The organism is Streptosporangium sp. NPDC003464, from assembly GCF_053588315.1.
The window spans coordinates 1-19,242 of record NZ_JBSFPS010000202.1 but is presented as its reverse complement, the minus strand read 5'-3'; the positions used below and the strand labels follow the sequence as shown (position 1 = coordinate 19,242).

Here is a 19,242-nt window from a genome sequence, read left to right as displayed (position 1 = left end):
GTGATCTGGCAGAAGTAGGAGGGGATCACGGTCAGGCCGCGTCCGTGCAAGTGGATCTCCCGGTCTCCCGCGGGGTAGGCGCCGGCTCGGGCCCGAGCCGGCCAGGCGGACGGACGGGCCGGCCCGCCGCCGGCTACTGGTCGTCTCTTCTGTGGCGCTCCCGCCATTCGTCATGAAGGTCCTCCAGCCCGTCCCGGCGCTCCCGCAAGCTCCGGTGGCACCTGACGCCTTTCTCGGACCCGCAGCAGACCAGAGGGCCCTTGCGCCGGCAGGGCCTGGCGGTGGAGATGTCACTCCGGGAAGAGGCGGCCGCCACCGCCCCGGCGGGGCCCGAGGTCGAGGCCACCGCCGAGATCCCGGCCGGCCAGAGCGCGACCGTGGCGATGATTGCCGCGCCGAGCGCCGACGACCGTCTGCCCTTCATGGGCGTCTCCTCCCGGTGGGACTCACGGCTCTCGTCCCGGAGCCGCGCGAAACACAAACCGGACAGACTTCTGTTTTACCGGCATTTCCCTCATACATCCACAATTCCCCTGGCAGATTGCCCCGCTCCGGTGGAATCCGGGGTGACGTCAAGATCTGTGCGATGAGCCGCCGGACCGCGCCTGAACCGGGATTTCGGAGGGATCGAACGTTGTCGGCGGCGTGCGGCACGCCCCGGGCCGCAACAATCAGAGCATCCGCACTGTTACCAGGACGGATCCGGAGAGACGGGGCCCGCCTGGAGGTAGGCGAGGACGGCCATGACGCGGCGGTTGTGGTCGTCGGAGGGCGGGAGGCCGAGCTTGGCGAAGATGTTGTTGGTGTGCTTGCCGATCGCCTTGTCCGTGACCCCGAAGCGGGTCGCTATCGCCAGGTTGGACAGGCCCTCCGCCATCAGGGCAAGGACCTCGCGCTCCCTGACGGTCAGCTCCGCCAGGGGTTCGTCCCTCGATCGGCGGGTCAGGAGCTGGGAGATCACCTCCGCGTCCATGGCGGTGCCGCCGCCGGCGACCCGGCGCACCGACTCGACGAATTCCGCCACGTCGCCGATGCGGTCCTTCAGAAGGTATCCGATGCCGCCCGACCGGTCCGAGAGGAGCTCGCGGGCATAGAGCTGCTCGACGTACTGCGACAAGATCAGCACCGGAAGCCCCGGCCGGCGGCGCCGGGCCTCCAGGGCGGTGCGCAGGCCCTCATCGGTGAAGGTGGGCGGGAGCCGCACGTCGATGACGGCCACGTCGGGGGTCTGCTCCACCAGGGCCGTCAGGAGCATGGGGCCGTTGTCCACCGCCTCGACGACCTCGAAGCCGTGCGCCGACAGTAGCCGGATCAGGCCGTCGCGAAGCAGGGCGAGATCCTCGGCGATCACTACGCGCACGGCAGCTCCATGGTGAGGATGGTCGGACCGCCCGGCGGGCTCTGCACGGTCAGCGTGCCGTCGAAGGCGGACAGGCGTTCCGCGATCCCGCGCAGGCCGGTCCCCGCCGCCGGATCCGCGCCGCCGTGCCCGTTGTCGCCGACGACCAGGCGGAGGCCGTCGCCGGTGTGGCGCACCCGCACCCATGCACGGGTGGCCTGGCTGTGCTTGGTGACGTTGGACATGGCCTCGACAGCGGCGAAGTAGAGCGCGGACTCGACCGGCGGCTCGGGGCGGCCGGTCAAGACGAGGTCCGTGGCGACCGGGACGGGGCAGAGCAGGGCGGTCGCTTCGATCGCGCCCGCCAGGCCGCGGTCGGCGAGCACGGGCGGGTGGATGCCGCGCACCAGATCGCGCAGGTCGGTGAGGGCCTGTCCGACTGACTCCCATGCCTCCTCGATCAGCTCGCGGGCCTGCTCAAGGTCATTGGCGCTCCTGGCCAGGCCGAGGTTCATCCGTACCGCGATGAGCCTGGCCTGGGCGCCGTCGTGCAGGTCGCGCTCGATCCGGCGCAGTTCGGCCGCCCGCGCGTCGACGGCGGCGGCCCTGGAGGCGGTCAGCTCCCGCACCCGCCGGGCCAGCGGGCCACCACTACCGAGGAGCAGTTCGGCGAGCCGGGCCTCGGCCAGTCCCATGAGCGCGGCGACGGCCAGGGCGAGTGCCGAGAGGGTGAGCAGCGCCAGGCTGAGCGTGAAGGTCACACTCGGGCCGTTGACGGCGGGCTGCAGGTAGAAGATGACACCCACGGTGTTCACCACGGCGGCCACCGCCGTCAGAAGGGCCGGGCCGACGACAGCGTTGATCGCCAGCCAGGCCAGCACGCGCAGGCCGGGCTCACGCGCGGGGATGTCCCGCCCCAGAGCCGCTCCCGCCCACGCTCGCTGCAGCGAGACGACAGCCGCACGGATGGTCGGCACCCAGGCGAGGACCACGGCCACACCCATGATCGCGTTCAGCGGCACCCCGGCCGCCGCGATCAACCCCCTCCTGACTCTGCTCACCCCGCCAGTCTGCCTGCCGATCACCGGCCACACGGTAGGCCCAGCCCTACCTTCGAGGGTGGGAGATCCCGCCTCATGTGCTGGGCGTGCGCGGATGGAGGACGCGAGCACACGCGGCGAGGTTGGACCCCGTGATCGAAATCAATGGCCTCACAGTCAGATATGGCGACGCCACCGCGGTGGACGAGCTCACCTTCGCCGCGGAACCGGGCCAGGTGACCGGTTTCCTCGGACCCAACGGCGCCGGGAAATCCACCACGATGCGAGCCGTCCTCGGCCTGGAAGCCCCGCACGCCGGCACCACCCTGGTCGCCGGGCGGCCCTACGCCTCGCTCAAACGCCCGCTGCTGACGCTCGGGGCGCTGCTGGACGCCGGAGCCGTACACGGTGGCCGCACCGCACGGGCGCACGTGGCGTGCGTGGCGCGCAGCAACGGCATCGGCCTGGCCCGAGTGGAGGAGGTGATCGACCGGGTGGGGCTGACGTCCGTGGCGGGCAAGCGGATCGCGAGGTTCTCGTTGGGCATGAAGCAGCGGCTCGGGATCGCGGTGGCGCTGCTGGGCGACCCGGAGGCGCTGATGTTCGACGAACCGGTCAACGGACTGGACCCGGAGGGCGTGCGGTGGATCCGCGAGCTGATGCGCACGCTGGCCGCGGAGGGTCGGGCGGTGCTCGTCTCCAGCCACCTGATGGCCGAGATGGCCGTGACCGCCGACCACGTCGTGGTGGTGGGGCGCGGCCGCTTGATCGCCGACACGGCCATGGCGGTCCTCGCCGAGCGGTACCGGCGCGACGTGCTCGTCCACGCCGCCGACCCGGCGGCGCTGGCGATGGTCCTGCAGGCCGACGGGGGCGTCGTCCGGGCGGAGGACGGGCTGGCGGTGACCGGGCTCGAAGCCAGGCGCATCGGTGAGCTGGCCTTCGCCCACGGCATCGCGCTGTACGAGCTCACGCCGCGCGAGGCCTCCCTGGAGGAGGCATTCATGGAGCTGACCGACGACAGCAGGGAGTACGTGGCACGATGAAGGACGCGATCGCGGCGGAGTGGCTGAAGTTCAGAACGCTCCGCTCCAACCTCTACCTGCTGATCTCCGCACTGATCGCGGTGGGCCTCAGCGCGGGCGTGGCCTTCCTGGTCACGCGCGGTTTCGATGCCCAGCGGGGCGCGGACCTGCGGCGCTTCGACAGCCTGGGCGACGGGCTGGGCGCCGGCCTGCCCTTCGCCTACCTCGTGATGGGCGCGCTCGGCGCGCTCTCCATCACCACCGAATACGGCACGGGCCACATCAGCACGAGCCTGACGGCCGTCCCTGCTCGCCGTACCTTCCTCCTCGCGAAGATCCCGGTCCTGGTGGCCGTGAGCCTGGTCGCGGGGCAGGTGCTGGTCTTCGGCATGTACGCCGCCACCATGGCGGTCCTCGGCACCAGAGCGGACACGGTGCTGCTGGGCGGGGAGACGCTCGGTGCCTCCCTGTCCGAGCCGGGCGTCCTGGCGGGACTGCTGATCACCGGCACCTCGATGCCGCTGGTCGCGCTCATGGGGCTAGGACTCGGCACGGCGATCCGTTCCACGGCGGGCACGCTGGTCACGCTGATCGTCCTGCTGCTGATCCTGCCCGCCGCCGCGCAGACCCTGCCGCGCCCGCTCGGCTACCAGATCGGCGCGCACCTCATCGGGGCGCTGCCCGGCCAGATAGCCGCTGACGGCCTGCTCACCCCGATCGCCGCGGGCGCATTGCTGGCCGCCTACGCCGTCGCCGCCCTGGCCGCCGCAGCGGCCGCCATCGCGCTGCGCGGACACCGCCTCCGGCCGCTGCTCGCCGGTTCGGCCGCCACGATCCTCCTGGTGGGCGCTGCGCCCGTATCCGCCGCCGCCACTCCCGAGTCCACATTGGCGTGGAAGCCCTGCGACAAGATGCTCTGCAGTGAGATCCGCGTCCCCGTCGACTGGGCCAGACCCCAGGGCCGCACGATCACGCTCCCCCTCGCGATGCTGCCCCACACCGGCAGGCGCCACCGCGTCGGCGTGCTGTTCTCCATCCCCGGCGGGCCCGGCGGGTCCGGGGTGCAGGACCTCGAGCGGCACGCGGGCAGCTTCGCCCAGATCCGGGACCGCTTCGACGTCGTCAGCCTCCTGCCGCGCAACGGCATCGAGCTGGGTCTCCTCGACCAGGACTGCCTCAGCGCCGGTCCGTGGATCACCACGCCGGACAACGAGCGCGAGTGGGCCGCGCTGGCCCGCTCGAACCGGGCGGCCGCCGAGAGCTGTCGCGCCGCCGACCCTGACCTGTTCGGTCACCTCGACTCCGCCTCGTTCGCGCGCGACATCGACGCGATCCGTTCGGCGATGGGCGAGCGGCAGCTCACCTTCATGGCCACCTCCTACGGCGGCGTTCCCGGGCTCGCCTATGCCAGGCTCTTCCCCAGCCGGGTACGAGCGATGTACCTGGACGGGATCGTCAACACGCTCCGAGACAAGAGCGAGGAGGAGCAAACGCGATACGCCCTCATGGAGGCGCAGTTCACCCGTTTCTCCCAGTGGTGCGCGGACGACCCCGCCTGCGCACTGCATGGACGCGACATCGGCACAGCCTGGAAGGGACTCCGCTCCACGGCCGACCGCTCCCCCGTGCCCGCCGAGAAGGGGGTCGCGTACAGCGGTTTCGACATCACCGTGGCCGCCATGCCCCACCTCGTCACGCCCGGCGTGGACAACGCCCGGTGGAAGGAACTGGCCCAGGCGATCAGGCGGGCCGAGAAGGGGGACGCCACCGGATTCTCCGACTACGTCAAGGCGGGAACGCTGGGCAGTTTGAAGCCACCCTCGTTCGTCGGGATGAACATGACCCATTGCCTGGACGGAATCCGCTATCGCGACTACGCGGAGTACCGCCGCCTGCGAGCCCTGGGCGACCGGATCGCACCGCACCTGTCCGGTAACGAGCTGTGGCACCCGCTGGGCTGCGTGGGCTGGCCGGAACCGGTACGCAATCCCACCGCTCCTCTTCCCGTGGACCAGCTGCCGCCGTTCGTCGGCGCGGGCACGTGGACCGACTATGCGGACACCGCCGACCTCGCCCTCCGGGTGCCGGGATCGGGCACGATCCGCTTCGAGGGACATGGGCACGGGCTGTACCACACGGGTGATCCGTGCACGATCGCGCACGCCAACCGGTACTTCATCGACCTCCGCGTCCCACCCAGGAACACCGTCTGTCGCGCGGAGAGTTGATCCGTCGTGCAGCACGACATCCCAGCGGCGGTCAACTCTCCCGGCCGACCAGCAGGGCACGATTCCCTCGTCCCGAGGCCGTGTCCCATCCCTCGTCCCGAGGAGGGAGTGGCGCTCACTCGGAGGAGAAGGCGGCGTCGAAGGCGGCCGCCGGCGGGGTGATGGCGTTGAGCCTGCGGATCACCTCCAGCGCCTCGGGGGCGCCGTCCAGGCGGTCCATCCCGGCGTCCTCCCACTCGATCGAGATCGGCCCGGTGTAGCCGATGCTGTTCAGCGCCCGGAAGCAGTCCTCCCACGGCACGTCCCCGCGGCCGGTGGAGACGAAGTCCCAGCCGCGGCGCGGGTCGGCCCAGGGCAGGTGGGAGGCCAGCCGGCCACGGCGGCCGTCGCCGGTGCGGACCTTGGCGTCCTTGCAGTCGACGTGGTAGATCCGGTCGGCGAAGTCCAGGATGAAGCCGACCGGGTCGAGCTCCTGCCAGACCATGTGGGAGGGGTCCCAGTTCAGGCCGAAGGCCGGCCGGTGGCCGATGGCCGCCAGGGCGCGGACGGTGGTGTGGTAGTCGTAGGCGATCTCGCTGGGGTGCACCTCGTGCGCGAAGCGGACGCCGACCTCGTCGAAGACGTCCAGGATCGGGTTCCAGCGGTCGGCGAAGTCGGCGTAGCCGTCGTCGATCATGGAGGGTGGGACCGGGGGGAACATCGCGACGGTGTGCCAGACGGCCGAGCCGGTGAAGCCGACGACGGTGTCCACGCCGAGTTTGGCGGCGGCGCGGGCGGTGTCCTTGATCTCCTCGGCGGCGCGGCGGCGCACGCCCTCGGGCTCGCCGTCGCCCCAGATGCGGGCCGGCAGGATGGCGCGGTGGCGGCCGTCGATGGGGTGGTCGCAGACCGCCTGGCCGACCAGGTGGTTGGAGATGGCCCAGACCTTGAGGCCGTGGCGGGCCAGCACCTCCCGTTTGCGCTCGACGTAGGCGTCGTCGGCCAGGGCCTTGTCGACCTCGAAGTGGTCGCCCCAGCAGGCGATCTCCAGACCGTCGTAGCCCCATCCGGAGGCCAGCTTGCACACCTCCTCGAACGGCAGGTCGGCCCACTGTCCGGTGAACAGGGTGATGGGTCGGGTCACGGTCCCTCCACAGCGGTGAAGCGGCTCTCATCGGCCGCGCTGGCCTCGACCGCGGCCAGCACCCGCTGCACCCGCAGCCCGTCGGCGAACGCCGGGGCCGGGGCCGCGCCGGCCGCCACGGCCTCGACGAAGTCCTTGATCTCGTGGGTGAAGGTGTGCTCGTAGCCCAGGCCGTGGCCGGGTGGCCACCAGGCTCCGGCGTAGGGGTGCTCGGCCTCGGTGACGAGGATACGGCGGAAGCCGGCCTCGGCCGCGGGCAAGGTGTGGTCGTGGAACCACAGCTCGTTCATCGCCTCGAAGTCGAAGGCCAGGCTGCCGGCCGAGCCGTTGACCTCGATGCGCAGCGCGTTCTTGCGGCCGGTGGCGAAGCGGGTGGCCTCGAACGAGCCGACCGCCCCACCGGCGAATCGGGCCAGGAACAGCGCGGCGTCGTCGACGTCGACCGTGCCGCTCCGCGCCGAGGTGCCGCCCGCGCTGAGGCCGGCGGACCCCTCGGCCAGCGGGCGCTGCCGGACGAAGGTCTCGGTCAGCGCCGACACACCGGTGATCTGGTCGCCGGTGATGAACTGGGCGGTGTCGATGATGTGCGCGCCGATGTCGCCCAGCGCCCCCGAGCCCGCCCTGTCCCGCTGCAGCCGCCACACCAGCGGGAAGGCGGGGTCGGCGATCCAGTCCTGCAGATACTGGGCGCGCACGTGGTGCAGGCGGCCGAGGCGGCCCTCGGCGACCCAGCGGCGGGCCAGCGCGACGGCCGGGACCCGCCGGTAGTTGAAGGCCACCATCGCGTGCACACCGCGCTCGGCCGCGGTGCGGGCGGCCTCGGCCATCGCCTCGGCCTCGGCCACGCTGTTGGCCAGCGGCTTCTCGCAGATGACGTGCTTGCCCGCGGCCAGCGCGGCGATCGCGATCTCGGCGTGCGAGTCGCCCGGCGTGCAGATGTCGACCACCTGCACGTCGTCACGGGCGATCAGGTCACGCCAGTCGGTCTCGGCCGCCGCCCAGCCCATCTGACGGGCCGCGGTGGCGGTGGCCTCCTTCGAACGCCCGCCCAGTGCCGCCATCACCGGCCTGGCCGGCAGGTCGAAGAAGGCGTCGACACTGCGCCAGGCCTGGGAGTGCACCCGCCCCATGAACGCGTAGCCGACCATGCCGATCCCCAGCGTCGGCCTGTCGTCAGCGGCCATCAGGACTCGAATCCGAGCGGGAGGTAGGCGTCGACGTTGTCCTTGGTGATGGTCTCCGAGGCCAGCGTGATCGACTGCGGCACCTGCTTCTCCAGCAGGTCGCTCATCCCCTTGCCCTGCGCGACCAGGCGGGCCAGCTTGACCGCCGAGGAGGCCATCGTGGGACTGTAGGTGACGGTGGCCCGCAACACCCCGGTACCCGCCTGGATCTCACGCATCGCGTTGGCCGACCCGGCCCCGCCGACCATGAAGAACTCGTCACGCCCGGCCTCCTTGACCGCGGCCAGCACCCCGATGCCCTGGTCGTCGTCGTGGTTCCAGATCGCGTCGATCTTCTTGTGCGCCTGCAGCAGGTTGCTGGTCACCTTGGTGCCCGACTCCACCGTGAACTGCGCGTCCTGCCTGGCCGTCACCCCGAAGCCGTAGGTCTTCAGCGCGTCGGCGAAGCCCTTGCTGCGGTCCTGGGTCAGCGGCAGCGTCGCGATGCCCTGGATCTCCAGGATCACCGGGTCGGCCACCCCCTTGTCCTTGAGCGTCTTGCCGATGTAGTGCCCGGCCGCCACCCCCATGCCGTAGTTGTCCCCGCCGATCCAGGTGCGGTACGACAGCTTGTCGGGGAAGACCCGGTCCAGGTTGATCACCGGGATGCCCGCGTCGGCGGCCTGCCGGGCGATCTGGTTGAGCTGCTGGCCGTCGTTGGGCAGGATCACCAGCGCGGAGACCTTGGCCGCGATCAGCGACTCCACCGCCGAGATCTGCGCGTTGATGTCGTTGGTCGGCTCGACCGGCCGGAACTCCACATCGGCGTACTGCTTGGCCGCGGCCTCGGCGTTCTTGGCGATCGCGGCGATCCAGCCGTGGTCGGCGGCCGGCGCCGAGAAGCCGATGACGACCTTCTCGCCGGGGGCGTCGTTGCCGCCGGTGGCCGCCGGCGCCGGCGCCGCCGCGGCCGTGCTCGGCGCCGCGGCCGGGGTGTTGCTGGTGCAGGCACTGGCCAGGGCACCGGCGCCGATCACGGCTCCGCCGACCAGGAAACCCCGGCGGGCGAGTCTGTCTGTCATGACCATGCTCCTTTGCGGAGGGGGAAGGCGTGTTTCAGGAGGAAGGGAGGAAGGAAGGATGGGCCCGGCACCGGCCGGGACCCGCCTGCCGTGGACCCCTGACCGGCCCGCGGCAGGCGGGTCGTTCAGATCGGCGACCTCAGCCCGCGCCGCTGCAGCAGCACGGCGACCACGATGATCAGTCCCTTGGCGATCAGCTGGTCGCTGGTGTTGAGCCCGTTGAGGATGAACAGGTTCGTGATCACCGTGAAGATCAGCAGGCCCAGGATCGACCCGATGATCGACCCCCGGCCACCGGTCAGCAGCGTGCCGCCGATGATGACCGCGGCGATCGCGTCCAGCTCGTACAGGTCTCCATGCGTGGAGGAGCCCGTCGTGGTCCGCGCCATGATCAGAACCGCCGCGATGCCGCAGCACAGTCCCGACAGCGCGTACAGCCACATCGTGTGCCGGCGCACGTCGATGCCCGCCAGCCGCGCCGCCTCGGCGTTACCGCCCACCGCGTAGGTCCGGCGGCCGAAGGTCGTGCGGTTCAGCAGCACCCAGCCCAGCACGACCACCAGCGCGAAGACGTACACCAGGAGCGGCAGGCCCAGCAGCCGGGTGGTCGACAGCTCCACGATCAGCTCGTTGCCCTGGGCCACCAGCTGCGTCTTGCGGTCCGACATCCGCTGCGCCAGTCCCCGGGCGGCCACCAGCATCGCCAGCGTCGCGATGAACGGCACCAGCCGCCCGTAGGCGATCAGCAGACCGTTGACCAGCCCGGCGCCGGTGCCGACCAGCACCGCGCACACGATCATCACGAAGGGGCCGTAGGACTGGGTGGCCAGCGTGGTGGCCCACACCGACGCCAGCGCCATCACCGCGCCGACCGACAGATCGATCCCGCCACCGATGATCACGAACGTCGCGCCGACGGTGATCACCCCGATCGTCGCGGCCAGCGCCAGGATGCTCACCAGGTTGGAGGTGGTGGCGAAGGTGTCGGGCACCGTCACCAGGCCGACCACCGCCAGCAGCGCCAGCGCCGCCACCAGGCCCAGATGCGGCACCTCGCCCAGCCGGGCCAGCGGTCCGGGAGCCGCGGCGGGCCTGGACCCGGCCGCCCCGCCACGCCCCGGCCCGGGTGCGGCCGCTCTCACCTCGTCCACCGGGCTCGCGGGAGCCTGGCCTTGCGGATCGGTCACAGCGCACTCCCTTCCATGATCATGTCGATTACTCGATGTTCGTCCAGTTCGCGGGCGTCGGCCTGATGGATGATCGCGCCCTCGCGGATCACCAGGACCCGGTCGGCCAGGCCCAGCACCTCGGGCACCTCGCTGGAGACCAGCAGCACCCCGATGCCCTTGTCGGCCAGGTCGCGGATGACGGCGTACAGCTCCGCCCGCGCGCCCACGTCCACCCCCCGGGTCGGCTCGTCCAGCAGCAGCAGCTTGCGGCCGTTGAGCAGCCAGCGGGCCAGCACCGCCTTCTGCTGGTTGCCGCCCGACAACGTCTTGATCGGCCGCTCCGGATCGGCGGGCCGGATGCCCAGCGTCTCGACCAGAGCGTGCGCGTCCCGCGCCTCGCGGCGCCGGTCGAGCCAGCCGAACCGGGAGTATCCGCCGAGGCCGGCCAGGGAGATGTTGCGGGTCACGCTCTGGTCCAGCAGCAGCGCCTGGGCCTTGCGCTCCTCCGGGGCCAGGCCCATACCCAGCCGCACCGCCCCGGCCGTGCCGCCGCGCCGTACCGGCCGGCCCTCCAGGACCACCTGCCCCGAGAACCGGCGCGCGCCGTAGATCGCCTCGATGATCTCCGAGCGGCCCGAGCCGACCAGTCCGGCCAGCCCCACGATCTCCCCCGCCCGCACCGAGAAGGAGACGTCGGCGAAGACCCCCGCCACGCCGAGCCCCTCCACCCGCAGCACCTCCGGCCGGCCCGCATGACTGCCGGGCGCCGGGCGCGGCGGGAAGACGTGCTCGACGCTGCGGCCGGTCATCAACGCCACCACCTGCGAGGTCGGCGTCTGCTGCGCCGGCAGGCCCACCGCCACCGTGCGCCCGTCCTTGAGCACGGTCACCCGGTCGCCGATCTCCCGGATCTCCTCCAGCCGGTGCGAGATGTAGATCACCGCCACGCCCTGGGCGGTCAGCTCCCGGATGATCCGGAACAGGTTGCCCACCTCGTCGTGGGCCAGGGCCGCCGACGGCTCGTCCATGATGATCAGCCGCGTGTCGCGCGAGAGCGCCCGCGCCATGCTGACCACCTGCTTGGCCGCCGGGGACAGCCGGCCCACCTCCGTGCCGGGCCGGATCTCCGCGTGCCCCAGCCGCTCCAGCAGGCGCCGCGCGGCCCGGTTGGCCTCGCCCCGGCTGACGAAGCCCAGCCGGGCCGGCTCGTGACCGAGGAAGATGTTCTGCGCCACGCTCAGCCCGTCGACCAGGTCGAGCTCCTGGTAGATCGTCGAGATTCCCGACCGGATCGCCGCGATCGGGCTGCTCAGCCGCGCCCGCTCGGCGCCCAGGGTGATGGTGCCCTCGTCGGGCTGGTGCGCCCCCGAGAGGATCTTGATGAGGGTGGACTTGCCCGCGCCGTTCTGGCCGAGCAGGCAGTGCACCTCCCCCGCGCGGACGTCGAGATCGACGCCGTCCAGGGCGCGCACGCCGGGAAACTGCTTGACGATCCCCCTCATCACGAGCAGGGGGCTGTCTTCGGACATGGGGCCTCGCTGATCGTTCATGGGGCCGAGAGAACGTGGTCGCTGCCGAGCCGGGCCGCGCCGATCACGCCGGCGCTGTCACCGAGCTCCGACAGCACGATGGGGAGGTTGCCGGTCGCCAGTGGCAGTGAGCGGCGGTAGACGACGCTTCTGATCTCCGCCAGCAGCACGTGGCCCAGCCGGGCCACGCCTCCCGCGACGATCACGAGGCCGGGGTTGAAGAAGCTGACCAGCCCGGCCAGCACCAGGCCGACCCGGCGACCGCCGTCCCTGATGAGCCGCACCGCCTCGGCGTCGCCCAGCTCGGCCGCCGCGGCGACGTCCTCGCCGGTCAGCGTGCCCGTCCGGCGGAGCCGTTCGCCGAGGTACGGCGAGCGGTCGGCGACGGCCATCGCCTCCCTGGCCAGGGCGGCACCGCCGAAGTAGGCCTCGAGGCAGCCGACGTTCCCGCAGGCGCAGGTGGGGCCCGCGTCGTCGACGCGGATGTGGCCGATGTCCCCGGCGCTGCCGGAGACCCCTCGGTAGATCTTGCCGTCCACCACGATCCCGCAGCCGATGCCGGTGCCGATCTTGACGAACAGGAAGTCGTCCACCTGCTTGGCCAGCCCCGCGTGGAGCTCGCCGAGGGCCATGATGTTGACGTCGTTGTCGACCACCACGGGACAGCCGAGCTCCTGCCCGAGCGTCTCCCTGACGGGGTAGCGGTCCCAGCCGGGCATGATCGGCGGTGCGACCGGCACTCCCTCGCGGAAGCTGACCGGCCCGGGGATGCCGACCCCCACCCCGTGGAGCTGGGTGAACAGTCCCTGGCCGCGCAGCTTGGCGAGCATCTCCGCGGCCCGGTCCAGCACGGTCACGGGTCCGTCGCGCACATCGCACGGCTCGCTCGCGCGGCCGAGGATCCCCAGCTCGCCGTCGGTGACGGCCACGTCGACCGAGGTGGCGCCGATGTCGACACCGGCGAAGCGCATGCTCGCGGCCAGCCGTACCAGGCCCGACCTGCGCCCGCCGCGCGAGGCCGCCAGGCCCGCCTGCTCGGCCAGCCGCAGCTCGATCAGCCGGTCGAGTTCGAGGTTGAGCTTGGAGCGTGACAGCTCGACCACGTCGCCGAGCTCGGCGCGCGAGCGCGCTCTCTCACGGAGCAGCCGGAGCAGCACAGCCTGGTGCGGACTCTCCGGACGAGCGGTAATGCGCTTCACAACACCTCCGCATTCGGAGTTGGTGTGCAGAAGCTAACCTCCTTCTGCTCGTGTTGTGAAGACCTTTTAGCTAAATGCCCGCCGACTTTTGCGGATTCACGCAAAAGTCGGCGGGCTGGGCCGGTCGGCCCGAGGGGGGCGGATCAGCTCACCCGCGTGAGCTTCCACTGCTGGTTGGTGCCGGTCCCGCAGGTCCCCTGGGTGAGCTGGGTGCCGTCGGCCGTGGTGGCGCCGGGGACCTCCAGGCAGTGGCCGCTGCCCACGGAGGTGATCTTCCAGTTGCCGTTCGCCGTCGGCGCGAACTTCCACTGCTGGTTGGCGGCGGTGTGACAGGTCCACTGGATGATCAGTGCGCCCGCCGCGGTGGACCCGGCGTTGACGTCCAGGCACTTACCGCTCCTGACCGAGGAGAGGGCGAAGTTGCCGTTCCCCCGGTCGACGGCCTTCCACTGCTGGTTGGTCCCGCCGTTTCCGCCCCACTGCACCACCTTGGCGCCGTCGGCCGTGGACTGGCCCTCGACGTCGGCCACCTTGGAGCTGTGCGCGGCGGTCAGGGTGTAGACGGCGTCCGCCACGGGGCCGCCCGGAGCGCCGACGCCCGCCCCGTTCAGGGTGAAGGAGTCGAGGTCGAACTGGTTGGCCGTCGGATGCTTGAACACCAGGAACAGCGGGTGGCTGCCGGACAGGGCCGCCACGGGTGTGGCGGTCAGCGACTGGTAGGTGTCCCAGCCGCCGGTGTTCGGCACGGCGGTGGTGGACAGCAGCTGGCCGGTCGGCGAGTCGGCGCGCAGCTCGATGGCGCCGCCCCCGTAGGGGGAGGAGACCCGGTAGGCCACCGAGGTGATCCCCTGCACGCTCATCGGCGAGAAGGAGATCCAGTCGTTGTTGGAGATGTCGCCCACGCGCTTGCCGTTCTGCGCGCCGGCCTGCTCGACCACCCGGACGCCGGAGGAGCCGGTGAAGTACTCCGCCTGCTTCTGCCGTGGCTGCAGGATCAGGTTGGCGCTCGCGGCCAGCCCGCCCTTGTCGGTGTAGGTCGCGGTGAGGACGTAGTAGGTGTTGGCGTCGGCGTCGTGCCCGGAGGCGGTGGTCGAGACGGTGCCCGAACAGCCGGCGAACTGGCCCGTGTCGTGGCTGTGGGTGTCATGGCCGAGGGCCGTGACCACGACGACCTTGGAGCAGTCGATCATGCCGTCCTCCGGGTCGGTGACCGTCACCGTGTAGCCGACCGAGTCCCCGAAGGAGATGACCCCGCCGTTGGGCGGCGAGCCGAACGTCACGACCGGCGCGGTGTTGCCGACGGTGATGGGCACCGTCGCCGAACCGCTCTTGCCCGAGGAGTCGGTGATCGTCAGCTTGGCGGTGAAGGTGCCGTTGGCGGTGTAGGTGAAGGAGGGGCCGGCCGCGGTGGAGTCGGTCGTGCCGTCGCCGGTGAAGTCCCACGCGTAGGTGAACGGGTCGCCGTCCGGGTCCGCCGACCCGGCCGAGGAGAACTGCACCTGGAGAGGGGCCTTGCCGGAGGTGGGCGTCCCGCTCGCCTTGGCCACCGGGGACCGGGAGCCGCTGACGTAGTCGATCCGGTAGACGCCGTCGTCGGGGTTGGACCCGCCGTAGCCGGCGCCCCACTCGATCAGGTACATCGAGCCGTCCGGGCCGAACTTCATGTGCATCGGCGACCTGAACCCGAGGTTGGACAGGAACCGGTTGACCTTCAGGACGTTCCCGCCGCCGTCCAGCCGCATCTCGGCGAGGTAGTTGCGGCTCCACTCGTAGAAGAACGGGGTCTTGTCGAAGTAGGCGGGGAACTTGGTCGTCGAGGGGTTGGCCTCGTCGTAGTGGTAGAACGGACCGCCCATCGGGGCCGCGCCGCCGCTGTCGCCCATCTCGGGCCACTCGGGCGTGAGGTGGTAGGTGTACCAGACCGTGGCGGCCTTGGCCGCGGGCAGGTTGGTCAGGCCGGTGTTGTTGGGCGAGTTGTTGACCGGCGCCGCGCAGTTGAACTTCGCCCCCGAGGTCGAGGTGGCGAAGTCGTAGTCGTTGTAGGGGGTGTTGTTGCCGACGCAGTACGGCCAGCCGTAGAAACCGGGCGACTTGATCAGGTTCCACTCGACGGTGCCCTCGGGCCCCCGGTTGGCGTTGGCCGCTCCGGCGTCGGGTCCGTAGTCGGCCATCGAGATCCAGCCGGTCTCGGGGTCCACCGCGAACCGGAACGGGTTGCGGAAGCCCATCGCGTAGATCTCCGGCCGGGTCTGCGCGGTGCCCGCCGGGAACATGTTGCCCGAGGGGACCGTGTAGGTGCCGTTGCTCTCCGGGTGGATCCGCAGGATCTTGCCGCGCAGGTCGTTGGTGTTGGCCGAGCTGCGCTGGGCGTCGAAGTTCTGCCGCCCGGCGCGCTCGTCGATCGGCGCGTAGCCGTCGGAGGCGAAGGGGTTGATGTCGTCGCCGACCCCGATGTAGAGGTTCCCGCCGGGCCCGAAGGCGAGCTGCCCGCCGGTGTGGCCGGGTTCGTCGGTCCTGGTCGCGGGGATGGTCAGCAGCTTCTTCTCGCTGCTCAGGTCGAGGGTGTGGTCGTTGAGGGTGAACCGGGAGACCTGGTTGACCGCCGCCGAGCCGGCCGGGGAGTAGTTCAGGTAGACCCAGTGGTTGGTCGCGAAGCCCGGGTCGAGGACCATGCCGATGAGGCCGTCCTCACCGCCGGTGTAGACGTTCAGCGTGCCGGTGACCACGATCTCGCCGTCCTCGTGGATGGCCACGAGCTTGCCGGTGCGGGTGATGTAGTACACGTGCCCGTCGGCCGCGATGTCGAGCTGCATCGGCTGGTCGGGGGCGCTGTCCAGCGTCACCTTCTGGAAGCGGTTCCACACGGTGCCGCCGCAGTCGCCCTGGACGTTCCCCGCGGCCCACTTGATGCCGCCGAGCACGTGCTGGCGGAACTGCGGCTCGCTGTAGGAGGCGATCTGGTGGCCCATCCCGGTCGCCCAGACGCGTCCGCCCTCCGCCGAGCGGCACCAGGAGATCGGGTGGTCGGCGCCCATCTTGCTGGGCCCGGCGTCGTAGGTGGTCTCGTCGGCGGTCACCAGGACGTGGACGTCGCCGCGCAGGTTCTTGTCGAAGTTGTACCACTCCTCGGTGCGCGTCCAGCGCTCGGGCAGCCCGGCGGTGGAGGGGTGCACCCGGTCGGCGACCTTGGCGGTGCCCTGCAGGATGCTGGAGTGCGTGGTCATGTGCGCGCCGCCCAGGATCAGCTGGTCCCACCAGGGGAACTGGGCCTCGACGTTCATGTCGGTGGTGTTGTGGATCGCCACGATCCCGCCGCCGTTGTTGACGTACTTCTGCACGGCCTGACGCTGGGCGTCGTTGTCCCAGACCATGCCGGAGTTCTGCAGCATGATCACCACGTCGTAGGTGGCGAGGGCCGCGTCGTTGAAGACGGCCGAGTCGGCGGACTGGACGACCTCGAAGTTGTCGGCCGAGGCGAGCTGCTGGACCATCGTGGTCCCGGCCGGGATCGAGTCGTGGACGTAGCCGGCGGTCTCGGTGAACAGCAGCGCGCGGAAGGCGGGCGCCGGTACGGCCCGCGCGTGCGCCGTACCGGCGGACAACAGGAGCAGGATCGGGACCAGCAGGGCGATGAACGGGCGACGCATGGAATCTCCTGGGGGTGAGAAGGACATGCGGAGCGGGCCGGACGGCCCCCGACAGGCGGCCCGGTATGGCGCTGGAGCTCTAGGAGCGAAGAGCAGGATTTGCCGATTTACGGCTTATTCCTGCCACATTTCTGGATGGTAAGGACCAGTTATGGCGACGGTCAAGCAAAAGTTTGGTTATTTCCATCAGAAGAAGAGTCCGAGCGAGCGAAAGTAGGGAGAGGTAGCCGGTCCGGCATGAACCCCGGAAATCACAAAGGGCGCCCTCACCTGCGAGGACGCCCTTTCTGCGGTCAGCCGGTCAGCCGATCAGAGCATGGCCTTCATGGAGGCGGTCGCCTGCTGGCCGAGAGTGGTGGGGGTCAGGTAGGGCTGCTCGGCCATGATGGCCGCCCAGTTGTCCCGGATGTCCTCGACGGTGTGGTCGTCCTGCCGCCAGCCGGGCCCCTCGGCCACGAAGACGCGGGCGATCCGGCCGCCGCCGACACTGAAGACCTCGCCGCTGGTCTCGCAGGACTCGTGCGCCAGGAACGTCACCAGCGTGCTGACCCGCTCCGCGGTGAACTTGGCCTCGAACTCGGCCGGCAGCAGCGTCTCGGTCATCCGGGTCCAGGCGATCGGCGCGATCGCGTTGGCCTTGATCCCGGCCCGGGCGCCCTCGATGCCGAGCGTCTTGGTCAGGCCGACCAGGCCCATCTTCGCCGTGGAGTAGTTGGCCTGGCCGAAGTTGCCGAACAGCCCGGCGGGCGAGGAGGTGTTGACGATCCGGCCGTAACCCTGCTCCTTGAGGTGGGGGAAGGCCGCGTGGCTCACCAGGAAGGAGCCGCGCACGTGGACCGCGAGGACCTGGTCGAACTCCTCCACGGTCATCTTGCCGAAGGACTTGTCGCGCAGGATGCCGGCGTTGTTGACGACGATGTCCAGCCGCCCGAAGGCGTCGATCGCGCTCCGCACGATCGCCTTGGCGCCCTCCGGCGTCGCGACGTTGTCGGTGCTGGCGACCGCCTCGCCGCCGTTCTTGTTGATCAGCTCGACCACCTCGGCCGCCGGGCCGGCGGAGGCGCCCGTGCCGTCCAGTGCCCCGCCGAGGTCGTTGACGACCACCTTGGCGCCGCGCTCGGCCAGCGACAGCGCGTGCGAGCGGCCGAGACCGTGCCCGGCGCCGGTGATGACCGCGACCTTGCCGTCAAACCGCAGCTCTGACATCCGCACACTCCCACGAGAACATAGTTCTGTTTTTCTTGAACAATAGCCTGCCCGTCCTCGGAGGACCATGCGGGAGCGGCAACAGGCTGTTGAATCGTCGCGGATAGTGATCGAGCGTGTGAATTTCTGCTAAAGTTTCTGCCCCGAACAGGGCGAGGGTCAACGACGACACTCCTCCCAGCATGGCCCCGCCCAGAGACCCGGGCTGGAGGCAACGCATGCCCTCATCTCCGCCCCTCCGCGTGATCCAATGGGCCACGGGCGCCGTTGGACGATACTCACTGCGCGCTCTGATCGTCCGCCCCGAGTTCGAGCTCGTCGGGGTGCTCGTCTACGACCCGGACAAGGTCGGCCACGACGCCGGAACGCTCGTCGGGCTGCCCGAGACCGGCGTCACCTGCACCGACGACGTCGACAAGATCCTCGCCACGGAGGCCGACTGCGTGCTGCACATGCCGCTGCCCGCCTCCTACTTCGGCCGTGACCACGCGGCCGACGTGGAGACGATCTGCGCCCTGCTCGCCTCGGGCAAGAACGTCGTCACCACGACCGGGTTCGTCTATCCCCGGTGCTACGGGCCCGGCCTGGTGGAGCGCCTGGAGGGCGCCTGCCGCGCCGGAAACGCCTCGCTGCACGGCACCGGCGTCAACCCCGGCTTCATGAGCGACCTGCTCCCCCTCGCCCTGACCGGGCTGTCCAACCGGATCGACCACATCTACGTCCGCGAGTCCTCCGACTTCCGGGGGCACCCCTCACGCCAGATCGTGGTCGACCTGTTCGGTTTCACCCGCTCGGCCAAGGACTACGCCACCGCCGTCCGGCCGTTCCGCGCCTTCCAGCGCTCGCTGTTCGCCGAGAGTGTGCAGTTCGTGGCCGGGAACCTCGACGTGACCCTCGACGAGGTCGAGGAGAGCGACGAGTTCGAGCTCGCCTCCGAGGAGTTCGAGATCGCCGCGGGCCTGGTCAGGGTCGGCACCGTGTGCGCCTCCCGCTGGACGTTCACCGGTCTCGTCCGCGGCCGCCCCTTCATGACCGTGGAGTGCGTCTACAAGGCCGACGCCGCCAGGGTCCGCCGCTGGCCCGAGCCCGGCTTCACCATCCACATCGAGGGCGTCCCCCAGATGACGCTCGCGGTGGAGGAGATGTCCCACGGCCTCGCCGGCGCCGCCGCCCACGCCGTCAACACCGTGGCCGCCCTCTGCGCCGCCCCGCCCGGCATCCGCACCCTCCTCGACCTCCCCCTCGCCACCGGCCGCGGCACCGTCCGCCTCGCCTGAGGCGCGGCCGGCCGCGCCACGTCCCGGGTCCCGGGAAAGGCGCCGATGATGTGGACGGCCGCACCGGACGACGGGAGGGACGACGCCCCGTCGTCCCTCCGGCGCTGCCGCGTCACCCGTGCGGGGAGCGCTCCGGGCGGGCGGACGGTGACCGGCTGCAGGAGGCCCTGGGCGGCGATGCTCGCGGTGAGTTCGTCGACGTCGCCGACGTCGTC

At 70.9% G+C, this 19,242-nt stretch carries 14 protein-coding genes; 3 read left to right on the top strand and 11 right to left on the bottom strand.

Translation table 11 applies throughout. From position 1 onward, the window contains the following. Positions 1 to 133: 133 nt before the first annotated feature. The 3 genes from ACWDS7_RS34115 to ACWDS7_RS34105 all read right to left on the bottom strand — a co-directional run bounded on the left by ACWDS7_RS34115 (position 134) and on the right by ACWDS7_RS34105 (position 2,400). Complete coding sequence (locus tag ACWDS7_RS34115; protein WP_306864532.1) at positions 134 to 424, bottom strand: hypothetical protein; 291 nt, start codon at positions 422 to 424, stop codon at positions 134 to 136. Positions 425 to 688: 264 nt separating this feature from the next. Further along, entirely contained in the window at positions 689 to 1,360 is a 672-nt protein-coding gene (locus ACWDS7_RS34110) for a response regulator transcription factor (protein WP_306864529.1), read from the bottom strand. Further along, positions 1,351 to 2,400, bottom strand: a complete 1,050-nt coding sequence (locus tag ACWDS7_RS34105; protein WP_451932612.1) for a sensor histidine kinase — start codon at positions 2,398 to 2,400, stop codon at positions 1,351 to 1,353. Before ACWDS7_RS34105 ends, ACWDS7_RS34110 begins: the two co-directional genes overlap by 10 nt. A 131-nt stretch (positions 2,401 to 2,531) precedes the next feature. Between ACWDS7_RS34105 and ACWDS7_RS34100 the strand changes: the two genes are divergently transcribed. Then, a complete protein-coding gene (locus ACWDS7_RS34100; RefSeq protein WP_451932611.1) occupies positions 2,532 to 3,425 on the top strand; it encodes an ABC transporter ATP-binding protein in 894 nt (297 codons plus the stop codon). Continuing rightward, positions 3,422 to 5,632 carry an alpha/beta fold hydrolase gene (locus ACWDS7_RS34095; RefSeq protein WP_451932610.1) on the top strand — a complete coding sequence of 737 codons (2,211 nt, stop codon included), beginning with the start codon at positions 3,422 to 3,424 and terminating at the stop codon, positions 5,630 to 5,632. The genes ACWDS7_RS34100 and ACWDS7_RS34095 overlap by 4 nt, the downstream gene beginning before the upstream one ends. A 115-nt stretch (positions 5,633 to 5,747) precedes the next feature. Here ACWDS7_RS34095 and ACWDS7_RS34090 read toward each other — a convergent pair whose 3' ends face one another. The 8 genes from ACWDS7_RS34090 to ACWDS7_RS34055 form a co-directional block, all read right to left on the bottom strand. Then, positions 5,748 to 6,755, bottom strand: a complete 1,008-nt coding sequence (locus ACWDS7_RS34090; RefSeq protein ID WP_451932609.1) for a sugar phosphate isomerase/epimerase family protein — start codon at positions 6,753 to 6,755, stop codon at positions 5,748 to 5,750. After that, positions 6,752 to 7,939 (bottom strand): Gfo/Idh/MocA family protein, encoded by a 1,188-nt coding sequence (locus ACWDS7_RS34085; protein WP_306864514.1) that lies wholly within the window; start codon positions 7,937 to 7,939, stop codon positions 6,752 to 6,754. Before ACWDS7_RS34085 ends, ACWDS7_RS34090 begins: the two co-directional genes overlap by 4 nt. Further along, a complete protein-coding gene (locus ACWDS7_RS34080; RefSeq protein ID WP_451932608.1) occupies positions 7,939 to 9,000 on the bottom strand; it encodes a substrate-binding domain-containing protein in 1,062 nt (353 codons plus the stop codon). The genes ACWDS7_RS34085 and ACWDS7_RS34080 overlap by 1 nt, the downstream gene beginning before the upstream one ends. A gap of 125 nt (positions 9,001 to 9,125) precedes the next feature. Continuing rightward, complete coding sequence (locus ACWDS7_RS34075; RefSeq protein WP_451932607.1) at positions 9,126 to 10,187, bottom strand: ABC transporter permease; 1,062 nt, start codon at positions 10,185 to 10,187, stop codon at positions 9,126 to 9,128. Next, positions 10,184 to 11,698: a sugar ABC transporter ATP-binding protein gene (locus tag ACWDS7_RS34070; RefSeq protein ID WP_451932606.1), complete on the bottom strand. Its 1,515-nt coding sequence runs from the start codon at positions 11,696 to 11,698 to the stop codon at positions 10,184 to 10,186. The genes ACWDS7_RS34075 and ACWDS7_RS34070 overlap by 4 nt, the downstream gene beginning before the upstream one ends. Before the next feature lie 17 nt (positions 11,699 to 11,715). Continuing rightward, complete coding sequence (locus ACWDS7_RS34065) at positions 11,716 to 12,897, bottom strand: ROK family protein (protein WP_451932605.1); 1,182 nt, start codon at positions 12,895 to 12,897, stop codon at positions 11,716 to 11,718. Positions 12,898 to 13,040: 143 nt separating this feature from the next. After that, complete coding sequence (locus tag ACWDS7_RS34060; RefSeq protein WP_451932604.1) at positions 13,041 to 16,544, bottom strand: ThuA domain-containing protein; 3,504 nt, start codon at positions 16,542 to 16,544, stop codon at positions 13,041 to 13,043. 309 nt (positions 16,545 to 16,853) lie between these two features. After that, positions 16,854 to 17,750 carry an SDR family oxidoreductase gene (locus ACWDS7_RS34055; RefSeq protein ID WP_451932603.1) on the bottom strand — a complete coding sequence of 299 codons (897 nt, stop codon included), beginning with the start codon at positions 17,748 to 17,750 and terminating at the stop codon, positions 16,854 to 16,856. Between the two features lie 218 nt (positions 17,751 to 17,968). On the opposite strand from ACWDS7_RS34055, the gene ACWDS7_RS34050 reads away from it, so the two are divergent. Further along, entirely contained in the window at positions 17,969 to 19,027 is a 1,059-nt protein-coding gene (locus tag ACWDS7_RS34050) for an NAD(P)H-dependent amine dehydrogenase family protein (RefSeq protein ID WP_451932602.1), read from the top strand. Positions 19,028 to 19,242 lie beyond the last annotated feature (215 nt).